At 69.3% G+C, this 21,036-nt stretch carries 8 protein-coding genes; all 8 read left to right on the forward strand.

Going from position 1 to position 21,036, the window contains the following annotated elements; genetic code table 11:
* The first annotated feature begins 324 nt into the window (after positions 1 to 324).
* The 8 genes from C1O66_RS03810 (at position 325) to C1O66_RS03845 (ending at position 21,028) form a co-directional block, all read left to right on the forward strand.
* Complete coding sequence (locus C1O66_RS03810) at positions 325 to 1,350, forward strand: PEP-CTERM sorting domain-containing protein (RefSeq protein ID WP_165794461.1); 1,026 nt, start codon at positions 325 to 327, stop codon at positions 1,348 to 1,350.
* Between the two features lie 383 nt (positions 1,351 to 1,733).
* Entirely contained in the window at positions 1,734 to 3,473 is a 1,740-nt protein-coding gene (locus tag C1O66_RS03815) for a ShlB/FhaC/HecB family hemolysin secretion/activation protein (protein WP_102766678.1), read from the forward strand.
* A 19-nt stretch (positions 3,474 to 3,492) separates the two neighbouring features.
* On the forward strand, positions 3,493 to 15,903 hold the full coding sequence (locus tag C1O66_RS03820) for a filamentous haemagglutinin family protein (protein WP_102766679.1): 12,411 nt from the start codon (positions 3,493 to 3,495) through the stop codon (positions 15,901 to 15,903).
* Between the two features lie 46 nt (positions 15,904 to 15,949).
* A complete protein-coding gene (locus C1O66_RS03825; protein WP_102766680.1) occupies positions 15,950 to 17,650 on the forward strand; it encodes a DUF2341 domain-containing protein in 1,701 nt (566 codons plus the stop codon).
* Between the two features lie 24 nt (positions 17,651 to 17,674).
* Entirely contained in the window at positions 17,675 to 18,085 is a 411-nt protein-coding gene (locus C1O66_RS03830; protein WP_102766681.1) for an ExbD/TolR family protein, read from the forward strand.
* Between the two features lie 18 nt (positions 18,086 to 18,103).
* On the forward strand, positions 18,104 to 18,505 hold the full coding sequence (locus tag C1O66_RS03835) for an ExbD/TolR family protein (protein WP_102766682.1): 402 nt from the start codon (positions 18,104 to 18,106) through the stop codon (positions 18,503 to 18,505).
* A gap of 19 nt (positions 18,506 to 18,524) precedes the next feature.
* On the forward strand, positions 18,525 to 19,253 hold the full coding sequence (locus tag C1O66_RS03840; protein WP_165794462.1) for a TonB C-terminal domain-containing protein: 729 nt from the start codon (positions 18,525 to 18,527) through the stop codon (positions 19,251 to 19,253).
* 35 nt (positions 19,254 to 19,288) lie between these two features.
* On the forward strand, positions 19,289 to 21,028 hold the full coding sequence (locus C1O66_RS03845) for a putative porin (RefSeq protein WP_165794463.1): 1,740 nt from the start codon (positions 19,289 to 19,291) through the stop codon (positions 21,026 to 21,028).
* Positions 21,029 to 21,036: the final 8 nt, after the last annotated feature.

The raw sequence follows: 21,036 nt of genomic DNA on the forward strand, positions 1-21,036 counted from the left end.
CCGTTGCGCGGAGCAAGCCGGCTGAGGGTCTTGGCAGACGGGCACGCCACACCCGCTGATCCGAACGGGCCATTTCCAGCCCTCCGCGCTGGCATCAGGCTTTCACATCACTTGCGCACACTGCCGCGCATCGGGCGCCTGCCCGGCATCTCGCCATTGAGGATTGCTTCCATGTTGACCGCTCCTACATCTCGTGTTTCCCTGCGCCCTCTGCTGGGTCTTGCTTTGTGCGCCTCGGTTCTCACACCGGCGCAAGCTGCTCTCAAAACCCGCGGGCAAGATGCAGAGCTTGTGCTGCTGCTGCTGGATCAGAAAAAAGCGGAGATGACCTATATCAAGGATCTCGGCATCAATGCAAAGGAGTTCTGGATCACGGCGCAGCAAGACATGGGGGCCTCTTTGTTCAAATATCTGGACCCCGACACGGATGAAGCCCTGAAGACCTTTCTCGGCAGTGCAGACCTGGCCAGCGTCCGCTGGATCGTTGCTGCGAGCAACGTCGGCAATAGTGAAGGTAAGGAAAGAAACGACTATGTCACCCTGAACAACAGCGGGGACCTGGCCACACAACAAAAGAACTTCAAGGCGATGAGTGAGACCTTGACAGACACGCTGATTTCAAAAGATGACATCTTCAAATACCTGATCAACGTGGAGTCCGCCGGCCAAGCGCAAATCCTCATCAGCAATCTGCGAACGGAGGAGAACGGCAGTGCCCTGGCCAGCAATGCAGCGGGCAATGTGTTGACCTATGCAGGGAAGAGCACCAGCTTCTTTGCAAGGGGCAACAACCTGGCCCCGGGCGATTGCGTCATGGTTGCCACACTGTGCATGGGCAACCCTCTGGGCACTTCGTCTTGGTTCTACAAACTCACGCCCGTAGTCACCGAGGAGGGCGAGACCGAAGGGTACCTCCCCCTTGTCTACGACGAATTCGACAACCTCAGCGGTGACGGCTACTGGGGCTTGATCAAGGACCCCAATTCCAGCAAGTACGTGCTCAGCTACACCCTGGCGGGCTCCAACCCGCGCAGCCTGGTGAGCACCGATTTCGGCCGCAGCCGGCTCTCCTTCACCGACTACAGCGCGCAGAGCGGCTTTGCTCGCCAGATCCTGGCCCTGGCCGGCGACGATGTGGCCAATGCGCCCGATGCAGCGGCGCTCTTCCTCAACGGCAGCCTGGCTGCACAGCAGGCCGTGACGGCCGTGCCCGAGCCGCAGAGCTGGGGCCTGATGGCTCTGGGCCTGCTGGGCCTGGCGGCCCATGCGCGCCGCCGCAGCAGCAACAGCAACGTCCTCAGCAACGGCCTCAGCAACACAAGCAGCAGCAGCGGCGCCTCGCAAGCCTGATCTGTTCGGCGAGCACGCAGCTGCGCCGCAGGCGTCCCCGCGAGCCCCAGCGGCTCGCGGGCTGAGCCTGCGCCTTCGCCTGCCACCTCGCTTCGAGCCAGTACCCCTGCCGTTCGGACCACGGCGCTTCATCGCGGATTCACCACGGCTCGGGACACTGCCTCCACGCGGGCCAGGTGACTGGCGCTGAGCTCGGGCGTTTGCAGCCCACCAGCAGCGCAGGAGTGCTTGTTTGCTTGGTTTCTTGCTTGCTTGCTCGCTTGCCGCTCGCGCTGACGTCCAGGTTTTGCTCCTCGCTGCTCCTCGCTGCTTCTTCTCCTTTTCGTTCGTTCATTCATTCGTCTATCCATCCAGGGAGTCAGCCTCTAGCCGGGCTGGGATTCATGTCGTTCTTGCCCTTGCCGACCTGCCGGATTTCTTGCGCCCTGCCGCGCTCCGTGCTGCCGCCCGCGCGTGGCCGTCTCGCGCCGGCGCTGAGCACGGCCGTGCTGGCCTTGCTGAGCGCTGCGCCGGGCTGGGCCCAGGACGCGCCGCGCGCCACGCCCGAGCCGGCCCCGGCGGCCAGCGCGGAGCAGGCGCCGCGCTTTGACATCCTGGAGTTCGAGGTCGAGGGCAACACGGTGCTGGGTGCGCTGGTGATCGAGCAGGCCTTGCTGCCCTTCATGGGCCCGCAGCGGGCCCTGGCCGATGCCGAGGCGGCGCGTGCGGCGCTGGAGAAGGCCTACCAGAGCGCCGGCTTTCTGACCGTCTTCGTGGACCTGCCCGAGCAGCGGGTCGATGGCGGGGTGATCCGCCTGCAGGTGATCGAGGGCCGGGTCGAGCGCCTGGCGGTGACCGGCGCGCGCTACTTTGACCAGGGCGTGATCCGCAGCCGCGTGGCCGCGCTGACACCGGGCCAGGTGCCCAATTTCAACGAGATGCAGGCCCAGCTGGCCACGGTCAACAACAGCGAAGACCGGCGCGTGCAGCCGGTGCTGCGGCCAGGCCGCCTGCCCGGCACGGTGGAGGCGGAACTGCAGGTGAAAGACCGCCTGCCGCTGAGCGGCTCGCTGGAAGCCAGCAATGCCGGCACGGCCAACACCGACCCGCTGCGCGTGACCGGCCAGCTTCGTTACGACAACCTCTGGCAACGCGGCCACAACCTGGGCCTGACCCTGACCACCGCGCCCAACCACAGCGCGCAGACCAGCGTCTTCGTGCTGAACTATGGCATCCCGCTCGAGGGCGGCGACAACCTGGGCTTCTACGCGGTTCACTCGAACAGCAATATCGACGCCCTGGGCGGCACCAAGGTGCTGGGCAAGGGCGACACCTTGGGCCTGCGCTACGCGATCAACCTGCCCGGAGCCGAAGGCAGCCTGCACAACCTGGCCCTGGGCGCGGACTACCGCGATGTGCAAGAGCAGATCAGCCTGGGCGAGCTGCGCCTGGCCAAGCCCTTGCGCTACCTGCCGCTGCAAGTGGCCTACACCGGCAATTGGTTCTCGGCCGAGCGCCAGACCCAGCTCAACGCGAGCCTGGGCTTCGGCCTGCGGCCGCTGATGGCACGGCGCATTGCGGGCTGCGAGCTGGAGGATGGCAGCATTGGTGTCGACGACCAGTTCCGCTGCAAGCGCAAGGGCGCCGATGGCGGCTTTGCAGCCCTGCGCGTGGACCTGCGTCACACCGAGCAGGGGCGTTGGGGCAGCGCGCTGGCGCGGCTCTCGGGCCAGCTGGCCTCGCAGCAGCTGAGCAGCGCCGAACAGTTCTCGCTGGGCGGGGCCGAATCGGTGCGCGGCTACCAGGAAGGCGCGGCGGTGGGCGACCACGGCCTGCTGGCTTCGCTGGAGCTGCGCAGCGCCAACCTGGCCGACTGGCTGCGCCGCCAGCACCCAGGTGCGCCGCTGGACGATGTGGCCGAGCTGAGCCTCATGGGCTTTGTCGACGCCGGCCGTCTGCAAACCCTGAACCCCGACCCTGGACAGAACCGCCGCCAGCCCCTGCTGGGCAGCGGCTGGGGCATCCGCTTCGGCAGCCGGGCCGGTTTCAGCATCGAGCTGATCGCGGCCCGCGCCCACAAGGCGATCGCCTTCACCGACACCCCTCGCCAGCGCGTGCATGCACGCATGGCCGTGAAATTCTGAGCCTCGTGCCCCTGCTGCCATGTCGCGTCGTCCTGCCTCCTCGCTTGCCTCTCGCCTGACACCCCCGCCGCTGCCGCAGGCGGGCCCGCTGGCTCCTGCCGCTCCGCCGGTGCCGCACTGGGGCCATGCCCTGCTGCACCCCCTGGTGGCGGCCCTGGCCACGGTGATGCCCTGGCAGGCTCAGGCCCAGACGCAGGCGGCGCCCAAGGTCAACGCCCTGCCCCAGCCGGCCCCGGGCTGGCGTGTGTTCGGCAGCGGCCAGAGCGGTCTGCCGCAGGGCGTGCCCAATGCTCGCGGCGGCGCGGACATGGTGATCAAGCAGGACAGCCAGCGCGCCATCTACGACTGGCTGAGTTTTGACATCGGCGCGCAGAGCTCGGTCACCTTCGACATGGCGCAGCGCAATGCCAGCGCCCTGAACCGCATCGGCGGCGCCAACCCCAGCCAGATCTTCGGCAGCCTCAAGGCCACCAACGGCGGCGAGATCCTGCTCTACAACCGCAACGGCATCCTGTTCAGCGCCACTGCTCGGGTGGACGTGGGCAGCTTGATCGCCACCTCGCTCAAGCCGCGTGACGAGGATTACAAAAACGGCTTTGCCAACAACATCCTCGGCGGCGACCCGGCCTTCCGCTACGACGCTGCGGCCGAAGGCGGCCGCGCGGGCGCAGCCCTGTTCGCCGACAGCTATGTGAGCGTGGCGCCGGGCGCCGAACTGCGCAGCGCCGAGGGCGGCCGCATCTTCCTGTTCGCCAAAAAGGTGGAGAACGCCGGCACGATCAGCGCACCCGGCGGCCAGGTGGTGCTGGGCGCCGGGGCCGAGGTCTATCTGGGCCTGCCCTCCACCGCGAAAGAGCGTCTGAGCCAGACGCTCTACGCCTCGGAGTCCAACCCCGATGTGCCGGCCCTGCGCGGCCTGCTGGTCGAGGTGGGCCAGGCCGATCTCGGCAAGGATGCGGGCGATGGCACGGTCACCAACGCGGGGCGTGCGGCCGGCACGGGTGCCGCCAATGCCCAGCCCGGCGTGATCGAAACGCCGCGCGGCAACACCACCCTGGTGGGCATGGCGGTGAACCAGCTGGGCCGCGTGTCGGCCACCACCAGCGTGGCGCAGAACGGCTCGATCTTCTTGCTCGCGCAAGGCAATGCGGCCGGGGCCTCCACCAACACCACACCCTCGGACGCGCAGTACAAGCGCGCCCGTACGGGCGGCAGCCTGATCCTGGGCGGCGACAGCCGCACCGAGATCAAGCCCGACAACACCGGGGCCGACGGCAAGCCGCTGAGTTCGGACGACAACGCCGGCTTCACCGCCTCGCGCCTGAACCTGGCCGGCGCGGCCATCAGCCTGCAGCCCGGCGCCCAGGTCGTGGCCCCGGGCGCGCAAGCCTTTGTGCGCGCCAGCCTGACGCCCAATTACGACGGCAGCCCGGGCGGCGAACATGTGTTCAAGCCCGAGGGCGGCAGCCTGAGCATCGGCGCAGGCGCGGTGATCGATCTCGCCGGCACCACCGACACCCAGGTCGGCGTGGACCGCTACTTCGTCACCACCGAGCTGCTGGGCAGCAATGACCTGCGCGACGCGCCGCTGCAAAAAGACGGCCTGTTGTTCCGCAACAAGGTGACGCTGGACATCCGCGCCAGCTCGGACATCCTGGGCGATCTGTCCAGCTACCGCCTGGGCCTGCAGCGCACGGCCAGCGAGCGCCTGGCCAAGGGCGGCAGCCTGTCCATACTCTCGGGCGGCACGGTCGATGTCGCCGCGGGAGCACAGCTCGATGTCAGCGGCGGCCAGGTGCAGGTGGGCGAGGCCAAGGTGCGGCCCAGCCTGCTGACCGCGACCGACGGCCAGGTCTACACCCTCAACAACGCGCCCAAGGATGTGGTGTTCGAAGGCATCAGCAGCGCCTTCGTCAACCGCAGCGCCTGGAAGCGCAATGGCGCCCGCGTCGGCTTTGGCCTGCAAGGCAGCGAGCGCCTGGAGGCCGGCTATGTGGAAGGCCGCGCCGGCGGCAGCCTGCAGATCGTGGCGCCACAGCTGAGCCTGCAGGGCGAGCTGCGCGGCCAGGTGGCCCAGGGGCGCCGCCAGCTCAACGGCCAGGACGCCCGCGCGGACCTGGCCCGCCTGAGCCTGGGCGCCGCCCGCCATGGCCGCGACTTCGCGGCCGACGCCTATGCCGGCGCCGTGCTGGAACGCCTGGTGCTGGGCCGCAAGGCCGGCGAGGCAGGCGCCCAGTTCTCTCTGGCCCAGATCGAGGCCGGCGGCTTCGGCCGGGTGCAGATCAGCAGCGTGCAAAGCCTGGAGCTGCCGAGCGAGGCGCGCCTGAGCCTGCCCACCCTGGGCCAGCTGGAGCTGAACTCCGAGAAGGGCTCGGTCGTCCTGGGCAGCGATCTGCGCCTGCCGGGCGGCAGCCTGCTGGCGCGCAGCCTGGACGGCGGCGAGGTGCAGCTGGGCGCGGGCGTGCGCCTGGATGCCTCGGGCACCTGGACCAATGCCTTGCTCGACGGCGTGGGCTCGGGCGCCGGCACGGCCGGCGGCTCAGTCATGCTGGCCAGCCAGCGTGCGGTCAAGACCGGCGCGGGCGCAGTGATCGATGTCTCGGGAGGCGCCTGGGTCGATGCCGGCGGCGCGGTGCGCAGCAGCGCAGCCGGCAGCATCAGCCTCGGCCAGGACAGCAATGCCGACGATGCCAAGAAGGCGCTCAACACCGTGCGCCTGCAGCTGGACGCCAGCACCGAGCTGCGTGCCTACTCGGCCCAGCGCGGCGGCGCGCTGAACCTGACGACGCAGACGATCCAGATCGGCGCGAATCCCAGTAACGCAGCCGCCGCCGATCTGCGCCTGGGCACCGAGTTCTTCAGCCAGGGCGGTTTTGCCAGCTTCTGGCTGAACGGCCATGCCACGCTCGACGTGGCGGCGGGCAGCCGCATCGCCCCGGTCGCACAAAGCTGGGCCCCGATGGCCACGGCTCGCCTGGCCCGGAGCGGCTCGGTGGTGGCCACGCAGATGCAGGCCGCTTCGGCCAGCAACGCCCTGCCCCAGGTCGTCAATCTCAGCCTCAACGCCAACGCGCCCATCCTGGGCAGCCTCAAGGTGGGCGAAGGTGCGGTCATCGAGCTGCGGCCCACGGCCAGCTTCTCGCTCAATGCCGCGGCGCATCTGCAGTTCGACGGCCGCGTGCAGGCCCCGGGCGGCACGGTGGCCCTGCGTGTGGCGGCCAGTGACGACAGCACGGCCCAGTACCTGTGGCTGGGCGCGAACAGCGTGATCGATGTGGCTGGCACGCGTCTGCTGACGCCCAGCGATGACGGACTGCTGCGCGGCCAGCTGCTGGCCGGCGGTACGGTCAACCTCAACGCCAGCGGCAGCTTTGCCAGCAGCCTGGTCTGGAGCCAGGGCAGCCGCATCGACATCGGCGGCGCCCAGGGCGAGCTCGATGTCAGCCTGCGCGAGAGCGGCGGCAACCGCACACAGCGCCAGACCCTGGCCAGCAGCGGCGGCAGCCTCAATGTCAGCGGCAGCGGTGCACTGATCCTGGAGGGCGATCTGCGCGCCCAGGGTGGCGATGCATCCCAAGCCGGCGGCCGCGCCAGCATCAACCTCACCGCAGGCCGGAGCAACAGCGGCAGCTTGCCGCCGCTGCGCGAGCTGAGCCTGAGCGTGCAGCGCGGCGAGGCCAGCGGCGGCATGCAAGCCGAGCTGCTGTCCAAGCCCGCCGATCTGGGCGGCAACAGCGCCGCCCCCATCGCAGCCAGCAATGCCCGCATCTCGGCGACCCAGCTGCAGGCGGCCGGCCTGGCCGACCTGAGCCTCGGCGCGCAGGATGGCCTGCGCATCGAAAACGGCGTGACGCTGAATCTGGCCCGTCAGCTGCAGCTCGACAGCCCCAGCCTGCGCCTGGACGCGGGCGCCCGCGCCGAGCTGGCCGCCACCGAACTGATCTGGGCCAACTTCGCCAACAAGGATCGCCCCACCCAGTCCAATGGCACGCCGGCGCCCCTGCTGCAGGCGAGCGCCGGCAGCGGCGCCCTGGCCTTGACCGCGAGCGAGAACCTGGTGCTGTCGGACCGCCTGGTGACCCAGGGCTTGGGCAGCCTGGCCCTGAACGCCGGCCAGGATCTGCGCTTGCAAAGCCGCAGCACCGAGGCCAGTGCCACCGGAGACCGCGTGGCCGGCGCCCTGCTGAGCCCGGCCGATCTGAGCCTGGGCGCCGCCCAGATCTACCCGGCCACCGACACGCCCTTCACCCTCGATGTGGGCAGCCACCGCCTCAGCATTGCCCGAAGCAGCAAGACGCCGGCCGACCAGCCGGCCAGCGCTGGCGGCCAGCTCTTCATCAAGGCCCGCGAGATCGAGCAAGGCGGCGTCGTGCGCGCGCCCTTTGGCCGCATCGAGCTGCAGGCCAGCGAGCGCCTGAGCCTGCAGGCAGGCAGCGAAACATCGGTCAGCGGCGCTGGCCAGCAACTGCTCTTCGGCAAGGCCGATGCCAGCGCCTGGAGCCAGAGCGCCAACAGCCAACTGCTGCTGGACAAGCCCCTGGCCAAACAGCTGCTGCTCAAGGCCCCGTCCCTGAGCCTGGAAGAAAAAGCCCTGCTGGACCTGAGCGGCGGTGGCCAGCTCAGCGGCTGGCAGTTTGTGCCCGGCCCGGGCGGCTCCAGCGATGTGTTCACGGGCAGCGATGGGGCCTTTGCCCTGCTGCCCTCGCGACAGTTGCAGGCGCTCTGGGACCCCAGCCTGGCGGCAGTGACGCCGGCCCTGGGCCGCCAGCTCGAAATCGGCGACGGCGCGGCCGTGCCCGCCGGGCGCTACACCCTGTTGCCGGCGCGTTATGCCATGCTGGCCGGCGCCTACCTGGTGCGGCCGCTCAGCGGCACGCCGCTGAACCTGGGCGCCGTGATCCCGCAGGCCGATGGCAGCCAGTGGATCGGTGCGCGCCTGCGCGACGCCGGCACCGCCTTCCAAAGCACCCTGCCCTCGGGCTGGCTCTTGCTGAGCGCCGAGCAGGCACGCAAGCGCAGCGAGATCCGCCTGCGTGATATCGACAGTCACTTTGCCGAGAAGGCCAGCAAGGCCGGTGAAGCCCTGCCGGCCGGCAATCGCGATGCCGCGGCCCTGGTGCTGAACGCGCAGCAGCTGCAGATGCAGGCCAGCCTGCGCAGCGCCGTGGGCAGCATGAAGCCTGATGGCGCGAAGGAGGCCACCCCTGGCCGCGGCGCCCAGGTCTTCATCGCCAGCGAGCGCATCCAGATTGGTGGCACGGCCGATGCGGGCGTGCCGAGCACGACCCTGAGACTCGACACGAAGACACTGGAAGGCATCCAGGCCGAGCAGCTCGTCATCGGTGCCGTGCCGTTGGGCAACAGCAGCGACAGCCTGCAAGCCGTGGCCCGCGAGCTGACGGTCAAGGCCGGCAGCACGCTGAGCAGCCAGGACCTGCTCTTGAGCGCCAGCGAAACGCTGCGACTGGAGGACGGCAGCCATCTGAAGGCCGAGGCGCCCGCCACGACAACAAGCCTGTCCGCCGGCAGCGATTGGAAGCTCAAGGGCGGCGGCGCCGCCGTGCGGGTGAGCGCACAAGCCGATGCAGGCCTGCAGCGCCAGGATCTGCCCAAGACCGATGACCAAGCGCCTCCACTGCCTGTGGCCACGCTCGAACTCGGCAATCGGGTCCAACTCCAAGCTGCCGCTGGGCGCGGCAGCATCAGCCTGGACAGCAGCGGCGACAGCCGCCTGGGCGGCGGGCTGACGCTCTCGGGCCAGGCCCTGGATCTGGGTGCCCGACAGGTGCTGATCGGCGCGGCGAGCGTGCCGAGCGGCAGTCTGAGCCTGGATGCAGACCTGCTGCAGCAGCTGAGCGCGCATAAAAGCATCCACAGCCTGACCCTGCGCAGCTACAGCAGCATCGACTGGACCGCGGGCGCCAGCCTGGGGCAACCCAGCTGGGAACAGCTGACCCTGGACGCCCCCCTGTTGCGCGCCCCGCAGAACGGGACCGGCAGCGCCCTGGCCCAGCACATCGTGCTGACGCAGACCAGCGGCCAGACCGTCAAGCCCGCTCTTGAGGGCGCGGCGCTCCCGGCCGGCAGCCTGCTGCTGAGTGCCACCAAGACCCTGACGCGCGAAGCTGGCAGCCAGCGCATCGATGCCATCAAGACGGACTGGGAGGCCGGCCAGGCCCTGCTGGTGCAGGGCGGCAGCGAGGCTTTCTTCAGCGGCGCCCTGAACGCCACGGCCCCGCTGCTGGGCCAAAGCGGCAATGCCCGCAGCAGCTGGCAGGTGCGGGACGGCTTTGTCTTCAGCAAGGCAAGGGGCAGCGAGGTCAGTGAAGCGGCCCTGGCCCTGCTGGAACCGGGAGGTCAGCTCAGCATTGCCGCCCAGACGATTGCACAAGCCAGCCGTATCGAGATGCGCGGTGCTCAGCTGAACCTGGCGGCCCGCGACGGCCTGGAGTTCAAGACCGGCTCGGACACCCTCGTGGCGGGCCAAACCTTGAACCTGCACGGCAGCGCAGTGGACCTGCCCGGGGGCAAGCTGGTGGCAAGCAGCGGCCAGAAAAACCTGGTGCTGGAGGCGGGTGCCACATTGAATGTGTCGGGCGCAGGCGCCAGCGATGCGGGCACGCTGCAGCTGAGCGCGCCTGCGGGCGAGGTGATCCTGGCGGGCAAGCTGAGCGGAGAGTCCAAAGCCGGCGCCCGAGGCGGCCAGCTCGAGATCGACAGCGGCCAGCCGGTGAAGCTGGCGGACCTGGCCAAGGGCTTGGGGGACAACAACTTCAGGGGCAGCCTCAGCCTGCGCAATCGCAGCGGCAACCAAAGCCTGGGGGCCGACGTGCAACTGGCGGCGGATGAGATCCGCATCGTCAGCGACGCGGGGCGCCTGGACATCGCCGGCAGCTTGCGCGCCAGCAACAGCGCCGCGCAAGGCAAAGGCGGCCAGATCGTGCTGGCGGCCGGACAGGACTTGAACATTGCCGCGGGCGCCCAGCTGCAGGTGCAGGCACCACGTGGCCAGGGTGGCCGCATCGAGCTGCACAGCAGCGCAGGCCAGATCGATGTGCAGGCCGGCTCGCTGCTGGATCTGCGCGGCAGCGATCGCGTGCATGGTGGCCAGCTGCTGCTGCGCGCGGGTCGCGAGGACACGAGCAGCGAGAAAGCGCCCGAAGGTCGTGACGTGAAGATCGGTGCGCTCGCCGGCCGCATCGAGGGCGTCTACAGCATCGATGTCGAGGCGGTCAAGGTCTATGGCCAAGCGGGCACCATCGGCCTGGGCAGCGCCATGCAGCCGGCGCCCACGCCGGGCACTCCGCCCCGCCCTACCCCCACACCAGCGCCCACACCGGCCCCCGAGGAGCCCGAGGCCGAAGCCGAAGGCCTGAGCAGGAACCCGGGCCGGATCGCGCAGGCTGCAGGCCTGCCGCCCGCACCGCTGGCCCTCAACATGAATCGCACCGACGAGGGCAGCACGCCCTCGACCGGCAATGGCAATGGCAGCACCCTGGGTCAACTGCCCCCACGTCCGCCGCTCAAGCCGGGCGACCCGGTGTTGCCCGCCCCAGTGCCTGTGCCTTCACCGACACCCGCCCCAAGCCCGGCTCCCGCACCTTCGCCGAGCCCGGCACCGGCACCGGCACCGGCACCGGTTCCAGCTCCAGCTCCGGTGCCAACGCCCGCACCCATTCCCGGCAAGTTCGGCACCGCCTTGATCGATGCCGAGAGCCGCGACTATCTGGAAGCCCATGCCGAGGCCGTGACACGCCGCCTGACGGCGCAGCAGCCCGAGCTGCAGCAACGCCTGCGCGTCCGCGCCGGTGCCGAGCTGCAATCGACCGGCGATATGCGCCTGAGCGTGGACTGGAACCTGCCCCTGCTGGTGGCGGCCGATCGCGCCGCCATGCCGCATGCGGCCGAGACCTCCATCACCTTGCGCGCTGCCGGCAGCCTCTACTTGGAGCGCGGCTTGAGCGCCGGTTTCCAGTCGCCGACCAACCAGGCCAGCGAGCCGCTGGACCAATGGCTGGCGGTCAGCGGCATGGCCGGTGACCTGCGCGTGGTGGCCGGTGCCGATCTGAGCTCGGCCGATGTGATGGCCACGCGCACGCCCACCGCAGGCGGCACCGGCAATGGCCTCGCCCAGGAGGAGATCAAGCTGCAGATTGGCTGGGCGAGCACGGGCGGCGAAACGCCCAGCGTGCCGTTGCGCAGCACCACGGGCTCGTTGCAGCTGGCCTCCTCGGGGGATGTGGTCCTGCTCAACACCGGCGCCAAGGTCTACACCACCGGCCAGCCGGTGCTGAGCTTGCAACAGGAAGACCTGAACCTGCCGCCCAGCCCACCAGCACCTGCGCCTACTCCTGCACCCAGCCCGGCGCCAGCGCCGACACCCTCGCCGGCTCCCGCACCCGCACCTGCGCCTGCGCCTGCGCCTGCGCCTGCGCCTGCACCAAGCCCGGCGCCTGCTCCCGTTCCTGCGCCTGCGCCATCTCCGGCACCGGCACCCTCGCCCGCCCCGGCGCCATCGCCGGAGCCAGGTCCCACGCCATCACCGGCACCGGCACCGGCGCCCGCCCCGACACCCATCCCTAGCCAGCCCAGCGCAGGCAACGGCAACCAAACCACGGACGGCAAGCTGCCTCCGGCCCCACCGCTTCCGCCTCGGCCACCTCAGCCCTCGGAAGGCAACGGTAACGGCAGCACCGGCAACACCTTGCCGCCGCCACCGCCGGTGACACCGGCGCCCAGCCCGGCTCCAGCGCCTGCACCTGCACCTGCACCTGCACCTGCACCTGCACCTGCACCGGCTCCAGCTCCAGCTCCAGCTCCAGCTCCAGCTCCAGCTCCAGCTCCAGCTCCAGCGCCCGCACCTACTCCGGTCCCCGACACCCCCTCGGCAGGCAATGGCAACGAAACGACCGGCAACACCCTGCCGCCAGCGCCACCCGTACAGCCAGCACCGACACCTGCACCTGCGCCTGCGCCTGCGCCTGCGCCTGCGCCTGCGCCTACACCCACGCCCGCACCTGCTCCGGCACCGGCTCCGGCACCTGCTCCGGCTCCGGCTCCGGCTCCGGCTCCGGCTCCGACGCCGGTGCCCGACACGCCCTCGACCGGCAACGGCAACGAGACCACCGGCGGCAGCTTGCCGCCGGCGCCACCCGTCAGCCCTCCCGGCGGCCAGAGTGTGGCGCTGCCTGCATCGCGCTCGGCACTGCACACCCACGCCGCAGCGGGCGTGGAAGAACCGGAAGAGAGCCGCGTTCGAAGGAAACGCAGCGAAGTCAGCGAAGACACGCCGCAGCCGCAGCTGGAGCCTTCAGCCGGCAACGGCTCTGGCACCACCAATGGCAAGCTACCGCCCAAACCTCCGCTGACACCGGGTGAGGTGCCGACGCCGGCCCCAACTCCTGCACCGACCCCGTCGCCTACGCCAGCACCTGCACCTGCACCCGCGCCGACGCCCACTCCGGGACCGACTCCAACACCGGCGCCCAAGCCCGCGCCGGTGCCGGACCCCATCCCCCAAGGCGCCGAGCTGGGCATGGACCTCGACAGTCTGAGCAGCAATCTGCAGCGCAACGGGCTCAGCCCCTTCCTGCGCCAAGGCGGCCAGGTCCAACTGCGCGCTGGACGAGACCTCAAGGGCGCGCTCCTGGCCCGCGAGCAGGACGATGTCAGCCAGTGGTGGTGGCGCTCCGGCGTGGACGGCGCTTCGGCCACCGCCTGGTGGTCACGTTATGACCGCTTCGGTCAAGGCATTGCCAGCTTCGGCGGCGGCGATGTGCGCCTGCTGGCCGGCCGCGACGCGCAGCAGGTTCATGCCTCGGCTGCCAGCAGTGGCTGGCGGGCCAGCGACGCCAACTCGGCCGGCAGCCAGGCCATGCAAGTGCTGGGCGGCAGCGTGTTCCTGCAAGCCGGCCGCGATGTGGTGGCTGGCCGCCTTTTCGCAGCCGGGCCACAGCTGCGCGTGCAAGCTGGCGGTGATGTGCGTCGTGACACGGCGGCACCGAGCTCGGCCACCACGGTCGATCTCGGACTGCAACTGCTCTACGGCGCCACGGCCGTGCGAGCCGAAGCTGCAGGCGCGCTCGATCTGGGCGCCCTGCGCAGCGCCGGCTATGCGCTGAGCACCAAGGACAATGAGTTGGCCTTGGATGCGGTGCTGGGCGGCGTCCATGCCGGCGCTTCGGCCCTGCTGCAAAGCCAGTCGGGCTCGGTGACGCTGCGCAACGACGGTGTGCTCGATGGCGGCATGTCCAACGCGCCCGATCTGGTCAACAGCGTCGTGCCCGCGCAGCTGCAGATCCGTGCGCCACGCGGGGATGTCAGCATCACCCACGACATCGTGCAGATGCCCGAAACCGGCGGCGCCCCCGCGCGCACCGAGGTTCTGGCCGCCGGCGATGTGAACCTGGCCGCGCTGAAGGTGGGCGCCCAGCGTCAGGCTTTGGAAACCGGCCTTTACAGCCGTCGCCAGCTGGGTGACGCGCTGGCCAATGCCCAGGTGGCCATGCCGCTGGCGCGTTATGCCGATCTGGGCGTGGAGGCTGCGCCCAGCAGCGAGGTGGCGCGACTGGACAACAGCGACCGCAGCCCGGTGCGTGTGGCCGCCGGCGGCGACATCAAGGTCGAGGGCGAGATCCTCTCGGCACGAGCACTGGACCTGAAAGCCGGTCGCGACCTGATTGCCGGCTCAGGCAATGTCTTCAAGCTGCAGCATCAGGATGTGCAGCTGAGCGCGGGCCCGACCCAGCCGCTGCGCATCCACGAGTTCACCGTGCTGCAAGCCGGCCGCGACATGCGCAATGTGGCGGTGGAGATTGCCGGACCGGGCGATCTGCTGCTGCTGGCCGGGCGCGATGTGGACCTGGGCAACAAGGCCGGTCTGCTCTCGCTGGGCGCTTTGCGCAACGGCAATCTGCTGCCCAGCCTGGGGGCGGACATCACCGTGGTGACCGGATTGCGAGCCGATGGCCGCGACTACCAGCAGGCCGTGGATCAGGGCTTTGCCTTGTTCGGCAGCCGCGCCTGGCAAGGCCGTCTGGGCCAGCTCTACAGCGCCCTGGGTGGGCCGCTGCCAGGCTTCGAGCAGCTGGCACCCCCGGCCCAGCTCGATGGCTTGCGCCGCCTGATGGGCGAGGCCCAGTTTGATGCCGCGCTGGCCGACTATGTGCGGGGCTTGCCGGCCCGCGCCGATGCCAGCGAACAGGGCTTGCGTGCCAGCACTCTGCTGGGCAAACCCTTGCAGGACAAGACGGTGCAGGACTTACTCCAGAGTTCGCCGAACAAGACCGAACCGGCCTGGAGCGAGCTCAGCCGCGAACAAGCCCTGGCCGTCTTCGCCACCCTGGGCGACAGCCAGAAGGCTGCTGCCGTGCAAGCCCTGCTGACGGCCCAGCTGGGCCGCCAGACCCCGCAGGCGCGCCAGCAACTGCTGCAGCAGCTGGCCGGCCGCGATGCCCTGGGCCAGGCCGCGCTGAAGGCTTTGGCGGCCTATGTCCGCGAGGTCAGCGGTGACGCGGCGCGTGGCCTCAGCGACAGCCAGGCCGTGGCTGCCTTCGAGGCCTTGCCGCTGGCGCGCCAGATCCCCTGGCTGAACCGCCAGCTGGTGCAGGAGTTGCGCGTCGCGGGCCGCGAGGCTGCGCTGGCCGAGGGTGATGCACGTTGGGCGGCTTATGCGCCAGCCTATCTGGCGGTGAACACCTTGTTCCCGGTCGATGGCCTGAGCACCCGCCCGGTCGGCGAGCTGCGCATGCCGACCAGCCAGATCAAGACCAACCAGCAGGCCGACATCACCCTGATGGCGCCCGGCGGCGGCATCAATGCCGGTGAGCTGGCCAGTTCGGGTTCAGGCAAGAAGCCCAATGAGCTGGGCATCGTCACCGTCAGCGGCGGCAGCGTGTCGGCCGCGGTGCGGGATGACTTTGCGGTCAACCAGTCGCGGGTCTTCACCCTGGCGCAAGGCGATCTGCTGCTCTGGTCTTCACGCGGCAATATCGACGCGGGCCGTGGCGCCAAGACGGTGACGGGCGCGCCCTCGCCAGTGCTGCGCCTGGACAACGAGGGGCAGCTGATCTTTGACACCTCGGGCTCCTTCAACGGCTCCGGCATCGCGGTGCTGAGCGCAGGCAGCGACCTCGACTTGTTCGCACCGGCCGGCGAGATCAATGCCGGCGAGGCCGGCATTCGCTCCAAGGGCAATGCCTTCATTGCCGCCGAGCGGGTGGTCAATGCGGTGGACATCCAGGTCGGCGGCAAGACCTCGGGCGGCGGCAAGGTGGAGGCCCCGCCCGCCACCATCAGTGCGCCGCCCAACACCACGCTCAACGCCACCAGCGCCGGCGCCGCAAGCAGCGAGAGCGAGGAGGACGGCAAGAAGAAACGTCGTCGCCGCCGCAATCTGCTGCTGGAGTTCCTGGGCTTTGGCGGTCAGTGACCGAGGCCTGATCCTTTTGAGAGTTATGACACTTCGGACCGAACGCATGAAAACCCATCTGATCCCCGCCCTGCTGCTGGCCCTGAGCGCGGCCCTGCCGGCCACCTCCGAGGCCTGGTGGAATGCCGAGTGGACGCAGCGCACCCGCATCACCCTCAACACCACGGACCAGGGCCTGGCCACGCAGGAGGCCGCCTCGGCAGTGCCTGTGGCCGTGCGCCTGCACTCGGGCAACTTCGACTTTGCCTCGGCCAAGGAAGACGGCTCGGACCTGCGTGTGCTGGCCGCCGACGACAAGACGCCGCTGAAGTTCAGCCTCGAGCGCTTTGACAGCGTCAACGAGCTGGCCGTGCTCTGGGTGCAGCTGCCCAGCGTGCTGCCGGGCAGCGACAAGAACCAGTTCTACGTCTACGCCGGCAACAGCAAGGTCGCCGCGGGCGAAGCCAGCCCCGCGGGCGGATTTGATGCTGCCCTGGTGTCGGCCTTTCATTTCAGCGACATCACCAAGCCCGGCGCCGATCACCTGGGCAGCCCGGGCCGCGAGGCTGGACTCGTGGTGGTGGAGCCCAACGGCCTGCTGGCTGCCAGCCTCAAGCTCGAGGGCCGTGCCGTGCAGCTGCCGGTGGCCGACAAGCCGCTGCTGGATGCCGCGCAGCTGAGCCTGAGCGTCTGGGTCAAGCTGGACGATGTGGCCTCGGCCAAGCTGCTGCAATGGGGCGGGCTGCAGATCGCGGTGCAGGCCGGCCAGCTGCGCGCCTCGGTAGGCGGCAGCGAGCTGCGCGGTGGCGAGCTGACGGTGGGCCGCTGGACCCAGCTGGGCCTGCGCGTGGGCGCGGGCAAGGCAGCCCTGCTGCTGGATGGTGCGGTGGTCGCGGATGCCGCGGCCTCCGCCCTGCCCAGCCTGGGCAGCACGCTGAGCCTGGGCGACGGCGCCCGCGGCCTGGCCGATGAGCTGCAAATCTCGGCCAGCGCGCGCAGCAATGCCTGGCTGGCCATCAGTGCCGGCGCGCAAGGTGCCCAAGGCAAGCTGCTCAGTGCCCAGCGCGAAGACGCCGCAGCAGCCGAGGGCGAGAGCCACGGCTATATGGGCATCCTGATCAAGAACCTGACCGCCGACGCCTGGGTCGTGATCGTGATCTGCGGCCTGATGCTGCTGATCGCGATCTGGATCTCGGTGGCCAAGGGCCTCCTGATGGGCCGCATCGATCAGGCGAATCGCGCCTTCCTCAAGCGTTTCCGCGACGCCACCGACAACCTGCTGCATCTGGAGCAAGGCGGCGCGCATGCCGAATCGCCCTTGTTCCGCCTCTACCAGGCCGGCGTGCGTGAGCTGGCCAAGCGCAAAGCCGGGCAGGACGGTGCGGCGCCGCTGAGCGGCGCGTCCATGGACGCAGTCAAGGCCTCGGTGGATGCCGACTATGTGCGCGAAAACGCGCGCCTGAACGGCGGCATGGTGATGCTGACCATCGCCATCTCGGGCGGCCCCTTCCTGGGCCTGCTGGGCACCGTGGTGGGCGTGATGATCACCTTCGCCGCGATTGCGCAGGCCGGCGACGTCAATGTGAACGCCATCGCTCCCGGCATCGCCTCGGCCTTGCTGGCCACGGTGGCGGGCCTGGGCGTGGCCATCCCCTCCCTGTTTTCCTACAACTACCTGGCCTCGCGCATCAAGAACACCAGTTCGGACATGCAGATCTTCATCGACGAGTTCATCACCCGCGCGGCCGAACTCTACGGTGCCCGCTGAAATCTGAGGTCAGGAGACTGAGCCATGGCCGCCGACGTCAAGAACGACAACCAGCCCTACGACGACATCAACATCACGCCGATGCTGGATCTGGCCTATGTGCTGCTGGTCACCTTCATCATCCTGACCACCGCCTCGGTACAGGGCGTGCGGGTCAACTCGCCGCAAACCCAGGCGGCCAACAATCTGGCCAAGCCGCAAACGCGCGCCATCACCATCACCGCCGATGGCGCCGTCTACCTGGATGCCTTCCCGGTCAGCATGGAGCAGCTCAGCAGCAGCCTGGCCCAGTACAAGAGCGCCAATCCGGCCTTGCCGGTGGTGCTCAAGGCCGACGCCGCAGCGCAGTACGAGCGGGTGATGGAGGTGCTGGAGATTGCCAAGAAGCTGGACATCACCGAGATCGGCCTCGTCACCAAACGCAGTGCAGGCTGAAGGCCTGGAGGGCTCGAAATGCAAGTCCAGAACGAAGTCAAACCCTACGACACCATCAACGTCACGCCCATGCTGGACCTGGCCTATGTGCTGCTGGTGGTGTTCATCCTGATGACCACCGCCTCGGTGCAAGGCCTGAACATCAGCATGCCCAAGCCCAGCAACAAGCCCAGCGTCGAGAAGCACGAGCTGGTGATCGTGCAGATCACGCCCGAGGGCCGGCTCCTGATGAACGGCGCCAGCGTCAGTGAAGACGAGCTGGAGCAAGGCCTGCTGCAGGCCAAGGCGCGCGACGCGCAGATGTCGGTGGCGATCAAGGGCGATGCGCGTTCGCAGTATGCGCATGTGGTCGCCGTGGTGGACCTGTGCAACAAGCTGCAGGTCAATATGGGCCTGGTCACGGCCCGCATCGGTAACTGAGGAAGAAGGGAACCCAGCCATGAGCGGACTCGCCGAAGACCATCTCGATGACAAGCCCGGCCGGGCCTGGCTGATTCGCGGCCTGATTGCCGCCGGCTTGATCGCCCTCGTGGGCGGAACGCTGGTGGTGGTCAAGACGCTGAAGAGCGACGACCACAAGCCGCAGCGCCAGGTGGCCAAGATCTCCATCCTGCCCAACACCCCGCCGCCGCCCCCGCCACCGCCCAAGGACGAGAAGAAGCCCGAGCCCCCCAAGGATGAAAGCAAGCAGGCGCCCCGCGAAGAGCCGCTCAAGCAGGCTGAGGCGCCCAAGGCCGCCAACGAGCCGCTGAAGATGGAAGGTGCTGCGGGCGACGGCCCGAGCGCCTTTGGTGCCGGCGCGGTCAGCAAGGACTATGCCGGCGGCGCGCCCAGCACCGGCGCCCCAGCGGCGGGTGCGGGCGGTACCCAGTCCGATCGGGCGCAGGAGCGCTTCTACGCCAATACGGCCCGCCAGCTGCTGCGCGACGAGATCGAGCGCCGGCTCAAGTCCGAGGCCGAACAGCTGACCGCCACCTTCTCGATCTGGCTGGCCCAGGACGGCGCCATCCAGCGCTTCGAGCTGCAACCCAGCGGCGACAGCGCGGGCGATCTGGCCCTGCGCAGCGCCCTCGACGAAACCTCGCGCCAGTTCAAGCTGCCGCCGCCGCCGGCCACCGCGCTGGCCCAACCGATGCGATTCAAGCTCAGCGTGCGACCGCTCGCCTGAGCTTCCAACCCCAGATGTCTATCAGCAGCCCCACCATGCCTTCCTCCTCACTTCGTTTCTCTGGCCCCGCGGGCTTGAGCGCCAGCCTGCTGGCCGCCTTGCTGGCCCTGCCTGCGGCACAGGCCCAGACGGCGGCACCTGCGCTGGCTTCATCTGAAGCCCAGCAGCTGGCCCAGCTGCGGGCCACCACCCTGGCCCTGATCGACGCCTTGGTCAGCCAAGGCCTGCTGACCCGCGAACGTGCCGATGCGATCAAGCGCCAGGCCGAGCAGGCCGGCGCCCAGGCAGCCCACACAGCACCCGTGGCCACGGCCGCCGCAGCACCCGAGGCGGCCAAGGTCCTGCGCATCCCCTATGTGCCCGAGAGCACCCGGCTGCAGATGCGCGAGGAGATCAAGACCGAGGTGCTGGCCCAGGCCCGCAAGGAGCGCTGGGGCGAGCCCGACGCCCTGCCCGAGTGGCTGGGCCGCGTGCGCGTCGGCGGCGATGTGCGCGCCCGCGCTCAGAAGGAGTACATGGCCGACAGCAATGTGCCCGCCGAGATCTTCCGAGCCCAGACCAGCTCGCCGGCCTGGGCGCCGGACCTGAGCAACACCACGCTGGACCGCCAGCGCATGACCCTGCGCGCCCGATTGGAAGTCGACGCCAAGCTCAGCGACCAGGTGCAGACCGGCCTGCGCCTGAGCAGCGGCGGCAGCAGCAGTGGCCCCACCTCGACCTCGCAGACCCTGGGCAATCAGTTCAACCGTTATGCCCTGGGCCTGGACCGCGCCTGGCTGCGCTGGCAGCCCGAGTGGTTCCAAAACAAGCTGGCCGCCGACTTCGGCCGCATGCCCAACCCCTTTTACAGCAGCGACCTGAGTTGGCCCGAGGACATGGCCTTCGACGGCGTGGCCGCCCAGCTCAAGCACAGCTTCGCGCCGCAGCGCTCGGTCTTTGCCAGCCTGGGCGCCTTCCCGCTGGAAGAGTTCGCGGGCAGCACGCGCGACAAATGGCTGTTCGGCGGCCAGATTGGCGGCGACATTTCGCTCGGCGGCGGTGCCCAGCTCAAGCTGGGCCTGGCGGCCTACGAGTTCCGCCACATCGAAGGCCAGCGCGAAAGCAGCCCGCCGCCCAGCGGCCCGCGCGCCGGCACGGGTGCCTACTTCAGCTCACAGTACCCGAGCTCGGTGCGCCTCAAGGGCAACACGCTGATCAATCTGAACGACCCGACCAGCGTGGCCGCGCCAACCTGGGGCCTGGCCTCCAAGTTCCGCCCCATCAATGTCACAGCAGGCCTGACGCTGGAGAACTTTGCTTCCACCCGCCTGGCCCTGAGCATGGACTGGATCAAGAACACCGGCTTCAGCCTGTCTGACATCCAGGCCCGCGCCGGCGTCAGCCTCAGCGACTCGCGCGACAAGCCCAACACCTTGCTGGCCAAGACCCAGGCCCTGCAGGCCAAAGCCCAGATCGGCCGTGCGGCCCTGGCCCGACGGGGCGACTGGCAGGCCTTTGCCGCCTTCCGTTTTGTCGAGCGCGATGCCTGGGTCGATGGCTTCACCGACACCACCTGGCACCTCGGCGGCACCAATTACAAGGGCTGGTCGCTGGGTGGCAGCTATGCCCTGGACACGCGCTTCTGGATGAATGCACGCTGGACCAGCACCCGCAATCTCGACGATGGCGTGCGCTACCTGGCCGTGCCCGGTGATGCCGCCTCACTGAGCGGCAATCTGAGCAGTGCGCCGCTGCGCATCGATGTGTTCCAGCTCGACCTCAACGCCCGCTTCTGACCGCCCGA

Source organism: Paucibacter aquatile, assembly GCF_002885975.1.
In the GTDB taxonomy this organism is placed as follows: Bacteria; Pseudomonadota; Gammaproteobacteria; order Burkholderiales; family Burkholderiaceae_C; genus Paucibacter_A; species Paucibacter_A aquatilis.

Excerpts from the sequence above, each read along its gene's own strand:
- C1O66_RS03810 (WP_165794461.1), top strand. The coding sequence starts at position 325 with ATGACCTATATCAAGGATCTCGGCATCAATGCAAAGGAGTTCTGGATC.
- C1O66_RS03815 (WP_102766678.1), top strand. The coding sequence starts at position 1,734 with ATGTCGTTCTTGCCCTTGCCGACCTGCCGGATTTCTTGCGCCCTGCCG.
- C1O66_RS03820 (WP_102766679.1), top strand. The coding sequence starts at position 3,493 with ATGTCGCGTCGTCCTGCCTCCTCGCTTGCCTCTCGCCTGACACCCCCG.
- C1O66_RS03825 (WP_102766680.1), top strand. The coding sequence starts at position 15,950 with ATGAAAACCCATCTGATCCCCGCCCTGCTGCTGGCCCTGAGCGCGGCC.
- C1O66_RS03830 (WP_102766681.1), top strand. The coding sequence starts at position 17,675 with ATGGCCGCCGACGTCAAGAACGACAACCAGCCCTACGACGACATCAAC.
- C1O66_RS03835 (WP_102766682.1), top strand. The coding sequence starts at position 18,104 with ATGCAAGTCCAGAACGAAGTCAAACCCTACGACACCATCAACGTCACG.
- C1O66_RS03840 (WP_165794462.1), top strand. The coding sequence starts at position 18,525 with ATGAGCGGACTCGCCGAAGACCATCTCGATGACAAGCCCGGCCGGGCC.
- C1O66_RS03845 (WP_165794463.1), top strand. The coding sequence starts at position 19,289 with ATGCCTTCCTCCTCACTTCGTTTCTCTGGCCCCGCGGGCTTGAGCGCC.